Source organism: Qipengyuania pelagi, from assembly GCF_009827295.1.
Taxonomy (GTDB): domain Bacteria; phylum Pseudomonadota; class Alphaproteobacteria; order Sphingomonadales; family Sphingomonadaceae; genus Qipengyuania; species Qipengyuania pelagi.
The window spans coordinates 28,358-45,160 of record NZ_WTYD01000003.1; the positions used below are offsets into that span (position 1 = coordinate 28,358).

The 16,803-nt window shown below is 65.2% G+C and carries 13 protein-coding genes; 4 read left to right on the forward strand and 9 right to left on the reverse strand.

The features are described from left to right. Window positions 1–103: 103 nt before the first annotated feature. From GRI47_RS13635 to polA, 3 genes are read right to left on the reverse strand one after another with little or no spacing between them, the layout of a single operon-like run. Window positions 104–1,183 carry a mechanosensitive ion channel family protein gene (locus tag GRI47_RS13635; protein WP_160661929.1) on the reverse strand — a complete coding sequence of 360 codons (1,080 nt, stop codon included), beginning with the start codon at window positions 1,181–1,183 and terminating at the stop codon, window positions 104–106. A 58-nt stretch (window positions 1,184–1,241) separates the two neighbouring features. Next, window positions 1,242–2,528 (reverse strand): sensor histidine kinase, encoded by a 1,287-nt coding sequence (locus tag GRI47_RS13640; protein ID WP_237452835.1) that lies wholly within the window; start codon window positions 2,526–2,528, stop codon window positions 1,242–1,244. Further along, entirely contained in the window at window positions 2,525–5,404 is a 2,880-nt protein-coding gene (gene polA, locus GRI47_RS13645) for a DNA polymerase I (RefSeq protein ID WP_160661930.1), read from the reverse strand. The genes GRI47_RS13640 and polA overlap by 4 nt, the downstream gene beginning before the upstream one ends. 211 nt (window positions 5,405–5,615) lie before the next feature. Between polA and GRI47_RS13650 the strand changes: the two genes are divergently transcribed. Further along, a complete protein-coding gene (locus tag GRI47_RS13650) occupies window positions 5,616–5,888 on the forward strand; it encodes a hypothetical protein (RefSeq protein ID WP_160661931.1) in 273 nt (90 codons plus the stop codon). A 108-nt stretch (window positions 5,889–5,996) separates the two neighbouring features. Here GRI47_RS13650 and GRI47_RS13655 read toward each other — a convergent pair whose 3' ends face one another. Together GRI47_RS13655 and GRI47_RS13660 are read right to left on the reverse strand one after the other, a co-directional pair. Beyond that, on the reverse strand, window positions 5,997–7,067 hold the full coding sequence (locus GRI47_RS13655) for a serine hydrolase (protein WP_160661932.1): 1,071 nt from the start codon (window positions 7,065–7,067) through the stop codon (window positions 5,997–5,999). Between the two features lie 153 nt (window positions 7,068–7,220). Further along, on the reverse strand, window positions 7,221–7,631 hold the full coding sequence (locus GRI47_RS13660; RefSeq protein WP_160661933.1) for a baeRF12 domain-containing protein: 411 nt from the start codon (window positions 7,629–7,631) through the stop codon (window positions 7,221–7,223). Between the two features lie 154 nt (window positions 7,632–7,785). Here GRI47_RS13660 and GRI47_RS13665 point away from each other — a divergent pair, with 154 nt between their 5' ends. Next, window positions 7,786–10,026 carry a DUF305 domain-containing protein gene (locus tag GRI47_RS13665; protein ID WP_337190706.1) on the forward strand — a complete coding sequence of 747 codons (2,241 nt, stop codon included), beginning with the start codon at window positions 7,786–7,788 and terminating at the stop codon, window positions 10,024–10,026. 22 nt (window positions 10,027–10,048) lie between these two features. Here GRI47_RS13665 and GRI47_RS15295 read toward each other — a convergent pair whose 3' ends face one another. From GRI47_RS15295 to groES, 3 genes are all read right to left on the reverse strand, one after another. Beyond that, window positions 10,049–11,308, reverse strand: a complete 1,260-nt coding sequence (locus GRI47_RS15295) for a diguanylate cyclase domain-containing protein (RefSeq protein ID WP_160661934.1) — start codon at window positions 11,306–11,308, stop codon at window positions 10,049–10,051. Window positions 11,309–11,528: 220 nt separating this feature from the next. Continuing rightward, window positions 11,529–13,181 carry a chaperonin GroEL gene (gene groL / locus GRI47_RS13675; protein WP_160661935.1) on the reverse strand — a complete coding sequence of 551 codons (1,653 nt, stop codon included), beginning with the start codon at window positions 13,179–13,181 and terminating at the stop codon, window positions 11,529–11,531. A gap of 53 nt (window positions 13,182–13,234) precedes the next feature. Next, a complete protein-coding gene (groES, locus tag GRI47_RS13680) occupies window positions 13,235–13,522 on the reverse strand; it encodes a co-chaperone GroES (RefSeq protein ID WP_160661936.1) in 288 nt (95 codons plus the stop codon). A 273-nt stretch (window positions 13,523–13,795) separates the two neighbouring features. Between groES and GRI47_RS13685 the strand changes: the two genes are divergently transcribed. Next, complete coding sequence (locus tag GRI47_RS13685; RefSeq protein WP_337190707.1) at window positions 13,796–14,629, forward strand: mechanosensitive ion channel family protein; 834 nt, start codon at window positions 13,796–13,798, stop codon at window positions 14,627–14,629. A gap of 8 nt (window positions 14,630–14,637) precedes the next feature. Here GRI47_RS13685 and GRI47_RS13690 read toward each other — a convergent pair whose 3' ends face one another. Beyond that, window positions 14,638–16,050, reverse strand: coding sequence for an MATE family efflux transporter (locus GRI47_RS13690; RefSeq protein WP_160661937.1), 1,413 nt, complete (start codon window positions 16,048–16,050; stop codon window positions 14,638–14,640). A 148-nt stretch (window positions 16,051–16,198) separates the two neighbouring features. Between GRI47_RS13690 and GRI47_RS13695 the strand changes: the two genes are divergently transcribed. Continuing rightward, a complete protein-coding gene (locus tag GRI47_RS13695) occupies window positions 16,199–16,735 on the forward strand; it encodes an acyloxyacyl hydrolase (protein ID WP_160661938.1) in 537 nt (178 codons plus the stop codon). Window positions 16,736–16,803: the final 68 nt, after the last annotated feature.

Sequence of the window (16,803 nt, forward strand, 5' to 3'; positions counted from 1 at the left end):
GGCTTCTCGCAATGACGGTGGTCGGAAAAGGCCCTTCCCACCGTCATTGCGAGCGAGCGTAGCTCGCGCGGCAATCCAGCGTCCGACCCGCGAAGTCCAGCAGCTATCCCGCTTTGGCCCGCGCGTTCGCCGCCTCGACTTCGAGCCGGTGGCGGATCAGCGCGTCGGGCATGGTCTCGCGCAGCCATCGCAGCATATGTTCGCGCACGTCGCAGCGCAGGGTGAAAAGATCGCTGATGGTGGCCGCGCTCATCGCCAGGCGCAATTCGATGCTCTCGGGATAGGCCTCGGTCATCAGCAGCGCCAGATTGCGCCCGTCGAACAGCTCGTGCGCCTTGACGAAGCGCTCGAACTCTTCGCGGATCGGCGCGACATCGCTCGCCGGGTCAAGGTGGAGAAAGACCGGACCGGTCAGCTTCTCGCTCACGCGCGACCAGTTCTCGAACGTATCCTCTAGGAAGCGCACCGTGGGCACCACCAGCACCCGCTCGTCCCAGGTGCGGACGGTGACGAAGCTCATGCGGATTTCCTCGACCCTGCCGACTTCGCCTTCCAGCTTCACGAGATCGCCGATCCGCAGCGGCTGGGTCAGCGCCATCTGCAAGCCGCCGATCAGCGATTTGAGCGCAGGCTGGGCCGCCGCGCCGACAGCCAGCGCCGCAAGGCCGGCCGAGGCCAGCATCGCGGTCCCGACATCGCGCACGCCGGGAATGTTCAGCATGATGAGCGACACGGTGATGATGACGACCGCGACATTGACCGTCCGGGCGAGGATTTCGAGCCGGGTCCGCTGCGCGCGCAGGGCGACGGGATCGTCGGCAGCATCGAACTCGTGCTGCAATCCTTGGGCCACGCCCTTGACCGCGGCATAAAGCAGCCAGCCGATCAGCGCGGGCATGACGAAGCGGGCGGCGGCATCCCATTCGTCGCCCACCAGCGCATCGCCATTCGCGGCCGCGGAGATGGCGATGCCGAGCATCACCCAGCGCAGCGGATTGCGCACTCGCGCGACCACCGCATCGTCCACCACATTGACCGACAGGCGAGCGATCCGGCGCAGCACGGTCATGGCCAGCCAGTGCAGCGCCAGCGCAATCAGAATCGCGCCGCCCAAGGCGATCGCGATCTGGACCAGCGTCTCGGTATCGAATTCGTAATTGCGCGGATCGAAGCGGTCGAACATCCGTGAAGCCCTATGCGGAGAAAAAGGGCGGTTCAACCGGCCTGAAGGCCGCTGGCGCCTATTGGTCCTGGATCGGCATCTCGATCGTGACGCGAACGCCTTCAGGCAGGAATTCGCGTTCGATCGAGCCGCCGAATTGGCGCGAGGCGCTGGTCATCAACATGCTGCCGAACCCGCGCCGTTCGGGCTCGATCTCGATCGCGGCGCCGCTTTCCGCCCACACCAGCGTGATCGCCTCGCCATGGCGATGCCATTCGACCGCGATCGTCCCGCCATTCGACCAGGCCCCGTATTTGACCGCATTGGTGGTCAACTCGTGGAGGACCAAGCCGAGCGGCGTGACCTGTTTGGCGGGCAACAGCATTTCCTCGCCTTCGATCTCCGCCGTCAGCTTGCTGGAGCGATAGGGGGCGAGCGTCGTCTCGACGAGGGCGCGCAAGGAGGCGACCGGGCGTTCGAGTTCGCCCTGCGACACCTCATGCGCCGTCAGCAGCGCGCGGACGCGGTCGGCGATTCCATCGGTGACCTCCTTCGATTCCGGCTTGTCGCGACCGCTCAGCTGGATGATCGCGAGCACGACGGCGAACAGGTTCTTGACCCGGTGATTGAGTTCGCGCGCGAGAAGATCGGCCCGATCGCGCGCCTCGCCCAGCGCCACGGCCTGCGCGGCCTCCACCTCGGCGCGGGCGGTGCGCGCCACCAATCGGATGCCCGCGATGATCGCGCCGATCATCAGCAGCATCAGCGCGCCCAAAAGCGGCAGCACCCGGCCTTCGGCGCGGGCCGTCTCCTCGGTCGCATCGGACAGTAGCTGAAATTCGATACGCTCCATCTCGCCGATCGCGCGGCGCAGGCGCTCCATCGTTTCCTGGCCCTGATCCGACAGCATCTCGCGGCGCGCATCGATCAGGCGCCCATCTTCGAGCAGCCGGACGGATTCGTCCATTTCGGCGAATTTGGACGTGGCGAGCGTTTCGATCTGATCGACCAGTTCGGTCTGGCGGCGCGTCGTCTCGTCGTCCTCCATCGCGGTCCGCAGGCGGCGTAGCGAGGGTTCGATCTGTTCGCGCCCGATCAGGTAGGATTCGAGATAGCGCCGGTCGAGCGTGATGAGATAGCCGCGCTGGCCGGTCTCGGCATTGACCGCCGCGCTCGACACGTTGCGCAGTTCCAGCAGGATGTCGTTGGTGCGTTCGACCTGCTCGCGCTCGGCCCGCTCGCTCTCGATGGTCTGGAAGGCGACGACGATCAGCCCGAGCATCGCCAGCGCGATCAGGGCGAGCAGCGTGACATTGCCCCATTTGAAGCGCTTCTTGCGCCCGAGAAGATCGAATTTCGGCGTCAATGCGCGGCATCCCAGCTTGGGCCGGTGCCGATCTCGACACCCAGCGGAACGGTGAGATCGACGGACGGCAAGGCGGCTTCGGCCATCACCCGCTCGATGACCGGCTTGGCGGCGTCGACCATGTCCTTTGGCAGCTCGAAGACGAGTTCGTCATGGACCTGCAACAGCATCCGCACCCCTCGCTCCCCATCATAGGCCAGTCCCTCAGTCTCCAGAGCGGGCATCATCCGCACCATGGCGCGTTTGATGATGTCCGCGCTGGTCCCCTGGATCGGCGCGTTTATCGCCGCGCGCTCGCTCCCCTGGCGTTCCGCCTGGTTCTTCGAGCGGATGCGCGGGAACCAGGTCTTGCGACCGAACAGGGTTTCGGAATAGCCGCGCTCGCGCACGCGCTCCAGCGTTTCCATGATATAGCGCTGGATGCCGGGGAAGCGCTGGAAATAGGTGTCGATCATCGCCTGCGCCTCGTCGGGCTCGACCTGGAGGCGCCCGGCGAGGCCCCAGCGCGAAATCCCGTAGAGGATGGCGAAATTGATCGTCTTGGCGCGCCCGCGCGTATCGCGGTCGACCTCGCCGAACATCTCGCGCGCGGTGCGGTTGTGGATGTCCTCGCCCTGTTCGAAGGCCTCCTTCAGCGCATCGACCCCGGCCATGTGCGCGGCGAGGCGCAGCTCGATCTGCGAATAGTCGGCGGCGAGGAGGACATTGCCGTCTTCCGGCACGAAGGCTTCGCGGATCTGGCGACCGATCGCGGTGCGGATCGGAATGTTCTGGAGATTGGGATCGGTCGAGGACAGGCGGCCGGTCTGCGCCCCGACCAGCGAATAGCTCGTATGCACGCGCCCCGTATCGGGGTTGATCGCGGCCTGGAGCGCGTCGGTATAGGTCGATTTGAGCTTGGCCAGCTGGCGCCATTCGAGCACCTTGTCGGCGATTTCCACCCCATCGCCCGACAACCGCTCCAGCACCGTCTGATCGGTCGAATACTGGCCGCTCTTGCCCTTGCGCCCGCCCTTGTGGCCGAGCTTGTCGAACAGGATGTCGCCCAATTGCTTGGGGCTGCCGACCGTGAATTCCTGCCCCGCGAGCGTGTGGATTTCGCCTTCGAGGCGCGTGGTCTCGGCGGCGAATTCCTCGCTGAGCTTCGCCAGCCGCGCCCGGTCGACCTTGATCCCATGGCGCTCCATCTGCGCGACCACGGGCACGAGCGAGCGATCCACCCGCTCATAGACGCGCGTGCCTCCCTCGATCGCGAGGCGCGGTTTCAGGAGCGCGTGCAGGCGGAGCGTGACGTCGGCATCCTCGGCCGCATATTCGGTCGCCCGGTCGATCGGCACTTCGCCGAAGGGAATCGCCTTCTTGCCCGTGCCGCAGACTTCCTTGAAGGTGAGGCAGGCGTGGTCGAGATGGCGGCTGGCCAGTTCGTCCATCCCGTGCCCGCCCCCGATCCCGTCGAGGCTGCGCCCGGCATCGAGCGCGAAGCTGATGATCATCGTATCGTCGATCGGCGCGACCGCGATATCGTGCCGGGCGAGGACGGTGAGATCGTATTTCGCGTTGTGCAGCACCTTCAGGACCGCATCGCTTTCCAGCAGCGGCTTCAGCGCGGCGAGCGCCCGGTCGCGATCGATCTGTTCGGGCCGGTCGGAGAACATGTCGCTGCCGCCATGGCCGAGCGGGATATAGCAGGCATCGTTCGGCCCGAGCGCGAGGCTGATCCCGACCAGATCCGCCCGCATGGCGTCGAGCGCGCTGGTCTCGGTGTCGACCGCCACGAGGCGCGCTTCGTGGGCGCGCAGGATCCAGTGTTCGAGCCGCTCCATCGTCGTGACCGCCTCGTAGGCGGACCGGTCCACGGCGGGCATGTCGGGAAGGGGCTGGCTGTTACCTGCTGCGGCGGCTTCCGTGCCCTTGTTCTCGGCTTTCGCGGGATTGAGATTGTTGGGCCGGTCAGGGCTGCCGCTGCCCGCATCAAGGCGGCGCAAGAGGCTGGTGAAGCCGTGCGTTTCGAGGAAGGCGGCGAGCGGTTCGGTCGGCACCTCGTCCAGCTTCATGTCATCGAGCGCGACGGGAAGCGGACAATCCTCCTTCAGGGTCACCAGCACGCGGCTCAATTCGGCATCCGCGCGATGCTCGATCAATCGCTCCTTGAGCTTGGACTTCTTCATGTCCGCCGCCGAATCGAGCGCGGCGGTCAGCGTGCCGTGATCGGCGATCAGCTTGCTCGCGGTCTTGGGGCCGACGCCGAAGATGCCGGGGATGTTATCGACCGAATCGCCCATCAGCGCCAGGACGTCGCCCAATTGCTCGGGCGGGACGCCGAATTTCTCGATCACCTCGTCGCGCCCGATGCGCTGCGATTTCATCGTATCGAGCATGTCGATGCAGCCGCCGGTTTCGATGCCATCTTCCAGCTCGCCATCGGCGCACTGGCCGATCAATTGCATCAGATCCTTGTCCGAGCTCACGATCGTGACGTCCCAGCCCCGGCGCGTGGCCGCGCGGGCATAGCTGGCGATCATGTCGTCCGCCTCGACATCGGGCTCCTCGATCACGGGCAGGGAGAAGGCGCGTGTCGCATCGCGGATCAGGGGGAATTGGGGCACCAGATCCTCGGGCGGATCGGGGCGGTTGGCCTTGTACTGGTCGTAGAGGTCGTTGCGGAAGGAATGGCTCGACTTGTCGAGGATGACCGCGAGATGGGTCGGCCCGTCGGCCTTGTGGAGGTCGTCCGCCAGCTTCCACAGCATGGTGGTATAGCCATAGACAGCGCCCACCGGCGTGCCTTCCGGGTTGGTCAGGGGCGGCAGGCGGTGATAGGCGCGGAAGATATAGGCCGAGCCGTCGACGAGATAGAGATGCTGTTTGTCCGCCATGTCGCGCGCGGTCTAGCAGCGCGATGGACCGAAGGGGAGGGCTTTCGGATCGGACAATGCGGCAGAAAAAAGGCAAAATGCGGCGGGGCGCCCATAATTCGCTTGCATCGTCATATTCTCGCCATTATTTAGCCATTGTGAGGCCACGAACGGGCTCGCGGAAGCCCGGTCGGGCCTTCCAGTTCTACTCGCTGATCAAGGATTTCATATCATGCGCAAGATCGCTCTTATCGCCGCCGCTTCGGCTGCCGCCCTGTCGCTCGCCGCTTGCTCGGAAGCCACCGAAGATGCCGCGTCGCAGACCGCCGAAAACGCCGCTGCCGACACCGAAGCCAATCTCGAAGCCGCTGGCAACGAGCTGGAGCAGGCCGGTGAAAACATCGACGCCGCCGCTGAAGAAGCCGCTGCCGACGCCGAAGCGACCACCAACGAAGTGGAAGCTGACGTGCAGGACGAAACGACCGCCGAAGCCGCGAAGGACTAATCGGTCGGCGGTTCAGGCCGCAAACAATAAAGGGCGGTGCCTCGCGGCGCCGCCCTTTTTCGTGTCCGGTTTCGTATCCGATCTATCCTGTCAAAATGAAATCAGGCGTTACTCGCCGCCATAGGTGGCATTGGCCCAGACCCGCCCATCGCCACCGCGGCGCTGGAATCCTTCATACAGCGCGCCGGTGATGCTGTTGATGCGCAGGTCGCGCTTGCGGCGCGCTTCCAGCTTGGCGCCGCGATCGCCGTTCTCATACGCCATCGAGGGGCTCTGCCCGGTCACATAGATCGCGGCGGCGATGGTGCGGCCATCGGCGGTCTGGAACAGGCCGATATCGCTGGCCGTGCGGCTGAGCGTGCCCGTCTTGTGGGCCAGATTGGCGCTGCCGGGCAGGGCGGCGGACATCCGGTTCTTGCCCGTGGTGGTCGCGAACATCGCACTCATCAGAACGCTGCGCGAGGAGGAGCTGAGCCATTTGCCCTGGTAGATGCCCGCCAGAAGCTGGCCCATGGCGCGCGGCGTCGCGCTGTCGTTGACGTCGATCGAGGTCGCGGGGTCGGAGCGACCGTCTTCGCGGATCAGCGTCGCGATATCGCGCGTCAGCATGAACTCGGTGAGGCCCGCGCCGCGCATCCAGCGATTGACCGCCGCCGGACCGCCCACCGCGTTCAGCAGCGCGTCGGTGCAGTCATTGCAGCTTTTCGAGATCATCAATTCGAGATGGCGGCGCGCGGGCATGGTCGCCCCGCCGCGTCCGGGCAGGCGCCACTCGCTCGACAGGGTCCACTTCCCCTCGTCGACCCCCGCCAGATAGGTCGCGGCGATGGCAACCTTGCTGGTGCTCGCCAAAGGAAACCACTGATCGGCCATGACGCCGACTTCCTCGCCCGAGGACAGGTCGATGGCATAGACGCCGATCCTGCCCTGTGACGCATCGGCAAGGCGCGCGATCCGGCGGGTGAGGTCGCTGTCATAGCTGGCCTCCATGGTCTGGAGAGGCCGAACCTCGGTCCCGAGCATCGAATCGAACAGCGATTCGTATTCGGTCGCGGCAGCCCCCGCACTGGCCTGCTGACCGGCCGAGGGCGGAACGGCCTGCAGGTGTTGCGCCTGTGCCGGAAGGGCGAGGGCCATGAGCCCCGCCGTCAGCACGCTTCCGATTTTTCCAAGTCCCATGAGACCCCGTTACCCCAACCAAGCTTTGCGTTTGCTTAATGCGGGGAAGGTTCCCGAGCGACAACAGCTCCGCGACGAAATGTGCCGCGGAGCCGATCAGTCATTTAATGGGCGTATTCAGACGGTTCGCTGGTGGCGATCCGCCCCGTCAATTCAGGCGGACGCGATCGCCTGTTCGATCTTGTCGGTCGGCTGGCCGGTCATGGTCTTGGCGATCTCGCCGACCAGACGCTTTTCCAGTTCGGAATGGTAATGGTGGCGCATTTCGCCCAGCGTCTTGGGGTCGGCGATCACCAGCAGATCGGCGATATCGCCGGAAACACATTGCGAATTGAGCCATTCGGACACAGCGGCGGCGTGGGCCAGTTCGTCGAGCTGGGTGCTCGTGCCCTTCTCACGCCCGATATTGTCCTGATGGCGCACGCCCGCGCTGTAATTCGTTGCCGAGAGATCGGGCTGTTCCGCCCGGTCGAGCTTGGGTTCGAGCGGTGCGCCGCCATTGCGCATGACGGTGAAATTCTTGCCGTCAACGATGGCGACATGGGCGTTGCTGGGGATACGCATGAAATCTCCTTATGCGGTTCGTCCTGTGTGTTCCGGTAACGGGTGAGCGAGCGATTTGCTCCGCTGCGCGAGGGGAAAGAGTGCCCGGCATTTGCGTAATCCTCCCCGCATGATAGCAAGTCGGCCAAAGACGGATTTTCCCCTTCGGAGAACTATGATGACCCTTCGCCTTTCGCTGACCGCGGCGCTGCTCGCGACTGCCGCCACTGCTCCTCTGGCGGCGCAGGATGCCCCCATCGTCCTGCCCGGCGCGCCGGGCGAGGCGTCGCGCACGATCGATGCGAAGGAAGCGATCGCGATCACCGGAGTCAGCTATGCGCCCGGCGATGTCCGCTTCATGCAGGACATGATCCTCCACCACCGACAGGCGGTCACGATGGCGGAACTCGCCAAGACCCGCGCCAGCGACGAGCGCGTGAAGAACACCGCTGATCGCATCCTCGCCAGCCAGGCCGACGAAATCGACTTCATGCGCGAATGGCTGGAGGCACGCGGCGAAAGCGTGACCGGCCCCACGATGACGGGCGCTGCGGGCCATGAAGGCCACGATCCCCACATGGGGCACGAGCTGATGCAGGGCATGGCCAGCGCCGAGGAGATGGCCGAACTCGCGACGCTGTCGGGCACTGCCTTCGACCGGATGTTCCTCGATCTGATGGTGAAGCACCACCAGGGTGCGGTGGCGATGGTGGAGACGCTGCACCGTTCGCCGGGCACCGCCTACGAGCCGACCGTGTTCGAATTCACCAATGAGGTGGTGAACGATCAGAACGCCGAGATCGGCCGCATGAACGCCCTGCTCGCGCGCCTGTCGGACGATCCGCGCGCCACGCTGGCGGCGGGCTTCCGCGACGCGGGCGAGGCGATTTCGAACATGCGCCTCCTCGCTGCCATGCCCAAGGCGGCCGGTTTCTTCGATCCCGGCAATCCCGCCCAGCTCCAGCCGCTGATCGAGGACAAGAGCGAGGCCGACGCCGAAGCCAGCGCCGATGGCGAGGATCGCGAGGAAATCCTCGAAGGCGAGGAGAAGGAACCGCGCTTCGGAGAGCGCGGATCGCTGCTGACCTTCTGGTCCACCGATATGGCGTTCAAGGACGATCTGCTGATCACCGGCAGCTATCACGGCTTCAATATCTACCGCCTCGGCACGGACGGCGTGCCGAACCTCGTCAGCTCCACCGTCTGTCCGGGCGGGCAGGGCGACGTCTCGGTCGTGGGCGATCTCCTGTTGATGAGCGTGCAGGACAGCCGGGCGCGGCTCGATTGCGGCCTCGGTGGCGTCCAGGGCCGTGTCAGCGACGAGCGCATGCGCGGTCTGCGCATCTTCGACATCTCGGATCTGACCGCGCCGCGCCAGGTGGGGGCGGTGCAGACCTGCCGTGGCAGCCATACCCACTCGGTCGTTTCGGCGGACGATCGCCGCATCGTGGTCTACAATTCGGGCACGTCCTACGTCCGGCCCGACCAGGAGCTGGCGGGCTGTTTCGAGGATGGGGGCGATGCGACGGCCCTGTTCAGTATCGACGTGATCGAGATTCCGGTGGCCGATCCCGGCAAGGCCCGCCTCGTCGGCAGCCCGCGTGTCTTCGCGGAAGGGAATAATATCGCCGGGCTCTGGCGCGGTGGCGATCACGGGGACGGCACGCAGGAAACGCGCGTCACCGACCAGTGCCACGACATCACCGTCTTCCCGTCCAAGAACATCGCCGCGGGCGCGTGTTCAGGCAACGGGATCGTCATGGATATCAGCGATCCGCTGAACCCCAAGCGCCTCAGCGACGTGACCGACGAAGGCTTCGCCTATTGGCATTCCGCCACCTTCAACAATGACGGCAGCAAGGTGGTCTTCACCGACGAATGGGGCGGGGGCACACGCCCGCGTTGCCAGGCGGGCGATCCGACGAATTGGGGCGCCGATGCCTTCTACGCGATCGAGGACGGAAAGCTGGTCTATCGCGGCACCTACAAGCTGCCCGCGCCGCAGGGCGACAAGGAGAATTGCGTCGCCCATAACGGATCGATCGTCCCCGTTCCGGGCCGCGATATCTTCGTCCAGGCGTGGTATCAGGGCGGGATCAGCGTGATCGACTTCACCGATGCGACCAAGCCGTTCGAGATTGCCTATTTCGACCGCGGGCCGGTGGACGAGGATCAGCTGGTCACCGCCGGATACTGGTCGGCCTATTGGTACAAGGGCCGCATCTACGCGACCGAGATCGCGCGCGGGCTCGACGTGCTGGCGCTGGAGCCGAGCGAATATCTGACCGCCGAGGAAATCGCGGCGGCGAGCGCGGCCCGCTATCCGGGCGACGTCTTCAATCCGCAGACCCAGACCGAGGTTAACTGGAGTGAGGACCAGATCCGCGCGGCGGAAAGCAGTCGCCTTGGTGGCTGATTGGATAGCTGACTAAAGCCGGTCAGCTGATCGGCGGGATCGCAAGTTCGATCCGGTCCCGCCCTTCGTTCTTGGCCCGATAGAGCGCTTCGTCCGCCGCGCGCAGGGCGCTGTCGCGGTCGGGAAAGGCGAACAGGTCGGCGATTCCGCCGGAGAAGGTGATCATCCCTAGCGATTCGCGGGTCGTGCGGTTGATGAAGGGGCGCTTAGACAGGGTTTCGCGGATCGCATCCAGATTGTCGCGTGCATCTTCCAGTGAGAAGCCGCGATAGATGATGACGAATTCCTCGCCCCCGTAGCGAACCACCTGACACTCCTCGCCCGCGCCCTGGGCAAGGGTGCGCGCGACCATCTGGAGAACCCTGTCGCCCGTGTCGTGGCCGTGAATGTCGTTGACTGGCTTGAAATTGTCGATGTCGCAGAAGGCGACCGCGACCGGTTCGCGGTCGCTGGCATCCGAGCCGTCCCAATCGACGTCGCGCGCCTCGCCCCAGAGGCGTTCCAGCATTTCGTCGAGGGCGCGGCGATTGGGAAGCCCGGTCAGGTGGTCGATATTGGCGACGCGCTGCGCCTCCTCGAGATCGCGGCGCAGCGAGATGGCCTCGCGCTCGCTGCGTTGCATCTTTTCCTCGGCCTGTTGGGCCTGGTCGCGGATCGCCCGCGTCAGATCGGACACGCGGGAGAGCAGCTCTTCCGCCGTCTCGCCGGAATCGATCCGCTCCGCCTGCTGCGCATGATCGTCCATCGCCTCGCGATAATCGGCGGCGGCGGTGCGTGCATCGCGGGCGGTGCTGCTGAAGGCCTCGATCGAATTCTGAAGGCTGGCGGCCAGCCGGTCGATATCGGCGCGGTCCTGTTCGGTGCTGTCGGTCTCGCAGGCGAGCGTGTCGAGCCATTGCTGGGTGATCGGCTCGCCGCGCGCTTCCATCTCCGCTGTCAGGGACGCGAAATCGGGGTGCTGGCCGGAAAAGATCCCATGCGCGCGAACCAGATTGGCCGGGGTGATCTCGAGGTCGTTACCGAGGAGGAACGTGCCGATATTGTCCATCAGCTCTTCCCCTGCACTGCGCTCGCGCGCCTGCTCGCGCTTGGGGGCGGGCTCGGGATCGACCAGCTCGGTTACTGGCGGTTCTTTCTCGGATCGGCGCGATACCTTGCTGGCAACCGCCTCGCACTCCTCGCCGGCCGAATCCGAAGCGACACCTTCCTCCCCGTCCCGCGAAGACAGGAAGTCATGGACCGTGACCGCCGATTTTCGGCGGATGGCGCCGGAATGGTTCACTTCGCAAAAGTCCAATCTTCGTTGGTTCGCACATGCGGTGCCCCGGGAGGAGCAGCCCTGGTCGTACCGGCGAATGATGAAGATCGTCTCACCACGGGCTTTGCGTAATTTTACGTAAGAATTACGTAATCGAGACCAAGCTGCGAATCGAAAGGGGCCCGGCAGGATCGCTCCTGCCGGGCCCCTCGAAAGGTCCGGTAACGGACGGGAGGTTGTGGGCTTAGAAGCCCATGCCGCCCATACCGCCGCCCATGCCACCCATGTCGGGCATGCCGCCGCCGGAATTCTTGTCTTCCGGCTTTTCGACGATGGCCGCTTCGGTGGTGATCAGCAGACCGGCGACCGAGGCCGCGTTCTGAAGCGCCGTGCGCACGACCTTGGTCGGGTCGATGACGCCAGCCGACACCAGGTTCTCGTAGGTGTCGGTCGCGGCGTTGAAGCCGAGCGATTCGTCGTTGCCGTCGAACAGCTTGCCCGACACAACCGCGCCGTCATGGCCCGCATTGGTCGCAATCTGGCGAACCGGCGCGGTCAGCGCGCGGCGCACGATGTCGATCCCGCGGGTCTGGTCGTCGTTCGCGCCCGAAAGGCCGTCCAGCGACTTCGAGGCGTAGAGCAACGCGGTGCCGCCACCGGGGACGATGCCTTCTTCGACGGCAGCACGGGTCGCGTGCAGCGCGTCGTCGACGCGATCCTTGCGCTCCTTCACCTCGACTTCGGTGGCACCGCCGACCTTGATCACGGCCACGCCGCCGGCGAGCTTGGCGAGACGCTCTTGCAGCTTCTCGCGGTCGTAATCGCTGGAGGTGTTGTCGATCTGGGTGCGGATCTCGCCGACGCGGGCCTTGATGTCGGCCTCGTCACCGGCACCGTCGACGATGGTGGTGTTGTCCTTGTCGATGGTGACGCGCTTGGCTTCGCCGAGCATTCCGAGCGTGACGTTTTCGAGCTTGATGCCGAGATCTTCGCTGATCATCTCGCCCTTGGTCAGGATCGCGATGTCCTGCAGCATCGCCTTGCGACGATCGCCGAAGCCGGGGGCCTTGACCGCCGCGACCTTCAGGCCGCCGCGCAGCTTGTTCACGACGAGAGTGGCGAGCGCTTCGCCTTCGATGTCTTCCGCGATGATCAGCAGCGGACGGCCCGACTGGACCGCGGCTTCGAGCACCGGAAGCATCGACTGGAGGTTCGACAGCTTCTTTTCATGGATCAGGATGTACGGGTTGTCGAGTTCGACCGTCATCTTGTCCGGGTTGGTGATGAAGTACGGCGACAGGTAGCCGCGATCGAACTGCATCCCTTCGACGGTCTCGAGCTCGAATTCGAGGCCCTTCGATTCGTCGACGGTGATGACGCCTTCCTTGCCGACCTTATCCATGGCTTCGGCGATCTTCTCGCCGACTTCACGGTCGCCATTGGCGGAAATGATGCCGACCTGGGCGATCTCGCTGGAACCCGAGACGTCCTTCGAACGGCTCTTCAGATTCTCGACGACCTTTTCGACCGCGAGGTCGATGCCGCGCTTCAGGTCCATCGGGTTCATGCCCGCGGCGACCGACTTCATGCCCTCGGTCACGATCGACTGGGCGAGCACGGTGGCGGTGGTGGTGCCGTCACCCGCCGCGTCGTTCGACTTGGAAGCGACTTCCTTGAGCATCTGCGCGCCCATGTTCTCGAACTTGTCCTTGAGTTCGATTTCCTTGGCGACGGTGACGCCGTCCTTGGTGATGCGCGGGGCGCCGAAGCTCTTGTCGATGACGACGTTGCGACCCTTGGGGCCGAGCGTGACCTTGACGGCGTTGGCGAGGGTGTCGACGCCGCGCTGAATGCCTTCGCGCGCGTCGCGGCTGAACTTTACGTCCTTGGCTGCCATGTTGGTTTCTCCTGAATTGAATGGATTGGAAAGAAAGCGTCAGAGATCGGCAATCAGCCGAGGATCCCCATGATGTCGCTTTCCTTCATGATCAGCAGGTCTTCGCCGTCGAGCTTGACCTCGGTGCCCGACCACTTGCCGAACAGGACGCGGTCGCCTGCCTTGACATCGAGCGGGGTGACGGTGCCGTCATCGGCACGGGCGCCCGAACCGACGGCGACGATCTCGCCTTCGCTGGGCTTTTCCTTGGCGCTGTCGGGAATGATGATGCCGCCTGCGGTCTTTTCGTCGGCTTCGATGCGACGGACCAGAACGCGGTCATGCAGTGGACGAAATGCCATGATGTACCTCTTTACCTGTTCGAAAGGTGATGAATTGCGAGTTGGCACTCGCTTATGGAGAGTGCCAGCGGCGCGCATATGTGGATGGGGTGATGCGGTGTCAACGATCGCAGCCGCAAAAATCGCGTCATGTCCGGCAGGGCGTTGCGGGCGCTGGCCGGACGGTGCGCCGAACCCCGCTGGGGCGCGCGGCTGGCCAGAGAGCGCCCGTTTCGCTATCGGGCCGCGCAAACGGGACGCAAACCTTAGATTCAAAGACAAGAGGCCGCCATCGTGACGACCGAAAAGGACATCGCCGCTCTCACCATCCCCGAACAGCTTTTCATGTGGCTCAGAGTCAACATGATGGAGATCGTCGGCGCCTTCGCGGTGCTGGTGATCGGCCTGCTGGTGGCAGGGCTGCTGTCGCGCTGGGCGCGCATGGCCCTCGCGCGCTCGTCCCGGCTCGATGCCACGGTCAGCCAGTTCCTCGCCAACATCATCAAATATGCGCTCTGGGCGCTCGTCATCGTCACCGTGCTGGCGCAGTTCGGAGTGCAGACCACCAGCATTCTCGCCGCGCTCGGCGGCATGGCGCTGGCGGTCGGGCTGGCCTTGCAGGGAACGCTGTCCAATGTCGCGTCGGGCGTGATGATCCTGGTTCAGAAACCCTTCCGCGTCGGCGAAGGGATCTCGGTCGGCAATATCACCGCCGTGGTCCAGGATATCGGCCTGTTCACGACCGAACTGAAGCAGTTCGACGGATTGTTCGTGATGATCCCGAATTCCGAATTGTGGAACCAGCCGATCGTCAATTTCAACCGCCACCCGACCCGCCGGTTCGAGCTGACCGTGGGGATCGGCTATGGCGACGATATGCAGCAGGCGCGCGAGGAATTGCTGAAGCTGGCCGAGGCGGACGAACGCGTGCTGCCCGAACCGGCGCCCGCCGCCTTCGTCGCTTCGCTGGACGACAGTTCGGTTGGGATCGGTCTGCGCGTCTGGTGCGCGACGGGCGATTATCTGGGGCTGACCTGGGACCTGACGGAGAAGGCCAAGGCGCGCTTCGACGCGGTCGGCATCTCGATCCCCTTCCCGCAGCGCGAGATCACGACGAAAGCAGCCTAGGGGCTGGCTTACGCGTTCGTAAGTCCCAGCCGGTCCCGCGCCGCCCAGCGCCAGATTAGCAGCGCGGCGGCCACGGTCAGCCCGGTGGCGAGGCCGATCCACACGCCCACGCCCTCTAAAGGCGTCAGGAAGCCGAGCACCAGCGCCGTGCCGATCCCCGGCACCCAATAGGCGAAGGCGGCGATCCACATCGGCACGCGCGTATCCTGAAGCCCGCGCAGCGCGCCCGCCGCCACGGCCTGCATCCCGTCGAACAGCTGGAAGGCGGCTGCGATGACGATATAGGTCAGCGCATAGCCGATCAGCACGGCATTGGCCGGGTCCCAGGGATCGACATAGATCGCGAGCAGATAGCGCGGCGCGACGATCATCGCGAGCGCGGTCGCCCCCATGAAACCCGTCCCGATCGCGATCGCGGCCCAACCGGCGCGCTTCATCCCCTCAGTGTCGCGCGCGCCATAGAAATAGCCGACCCGGATCGTCGCCGCCTGACCGACGCCGAAAGGCACCTGGAAGGCGAGCGCCGCGATCTGCAGGGCGACCGTGTGCGCGGCCAGTTGCGCAGTGCCGATATTGCCCATCAGGAAGGCGGCGGCCCCGAAAATGCCCGCCTCCGCCGTGATCGTCAGCGCGATTGGCGTCCCGATCCGAACGATCTGGCCGAACCGCGCCCAGTCCGGCGCCCACCAGCGTCCGAAGATGCGATAGCGGTGGAGGCGCGGGTCGAGGCGGATGACGATGATATAGGCCGCCAGCGTCACCAGCGCGGTGATGATCGTGGCGACGCCAGCCCCTTTGAGGCCCAGTTCGGGCATCCCGAAATTGCCGAAGATGAAAGCGTAATTGGCGAGCGCGTTCACTCCGATGCCCGCAGCTGTGATCAGGGTCGCGACGATCGGGCGGTCGAGCGCGGAGACGAAGCTGCGCAACACGTTGTTGAACAGCATCGGCACCAGCGACCAGATGATGACGATGTTGTACTCGCTCGCGAGGCCGATGATCGCCGCGTCCTGCCCCGTCGCGCGCATCAGGGGGACGAGCAGAAGGCACAGCGCCATACCGAGAGCGCCGCTCATCACCGCCAGCCACAGCGCCATGCGGATACCGCGCCGGACCGGCCGCAGCGCCGGAGCGCGCGCGCCGAGATCGGCGGCGATCACGGGCGCGACCGCGCCGGTCAGCCCGCTCATCGCCCACAGGACGAGGCCGAACAGCGCCACGGCGAGCGCGGAGGCGGCCAGTTGTGCCTCGCCCAGCCGCGCGATGAAGATCACGTCGACCGCATAGGTCAGCATCTGCAACAGGTTCGCCGCCGCCAGCGGCCAGCTCAGCCGCAGCGTGGCGGCGAATTCGCCGCGCCAGCCATCTCTGCCGCCGAGGACTTCGGGAGGCAGGGGCGAGGAGGTCGGATTGGTATCCATGACAGTGCGTGCCGCCCGGTCAGGACAGCCGCACCGGATAGGGACAGGGCGCGATCAAGGCAATCGCCAGCGGTCAGGCGCTTCAGCTTCAAGAAAGATGCGATGCAGCAGAGGCACACCCGTCTCAAGCAGAGGGGTCCTTCGCACCATGCGCCTTTCCATCCTTGCCGCCGCCCTCGCAACCGGTCTCGCCGTTCCCGCGCAGGCAGGCGAGCTGTTCGGCGGTGTCTACGCCCACGCGGTCGACACGCCGTTCACATTCGATACCGGGGAAGGCGGAGCGGACGTCCAGATCGGCGTGCGCAGCGATCCGATCGAGGCCTTGCGCGTCATCGGCAAGCCGTCCGCGCATGTCTTCGGATCGCTCAACAGCGAAGAGGGCGGCACCGATTTCGTGGCCGCCGGTCTGTCGTGGAAGGTGGACGCGGGCCCGGTCTATATCCGCCCCGGCGTTGGCCTCGCGCTCCACAACGCGCCCGAATTGCGCGTCGACCCCGCCACCCGCATTCGCACCGATCTGGGCAGTCGCGTGCTCTTCGAACCCGAGATCGCGATCGGGACGGATCTGTCGGAGCGCGTCTCGGTGGAGGCGAGCTGGGTCCACATCAGCAATGCCCGCCTGTTCAATCGCGAGCAGAACCCCGGCATCGACATGATGGGCGTGCGGCTGAACTGGAAAATCTGAGAGAGTTTCGACGCGGAAACAGGAGGGTGCCGCGCGATCGAAGGAACCGGTCCGACGGTTCGCGGTTG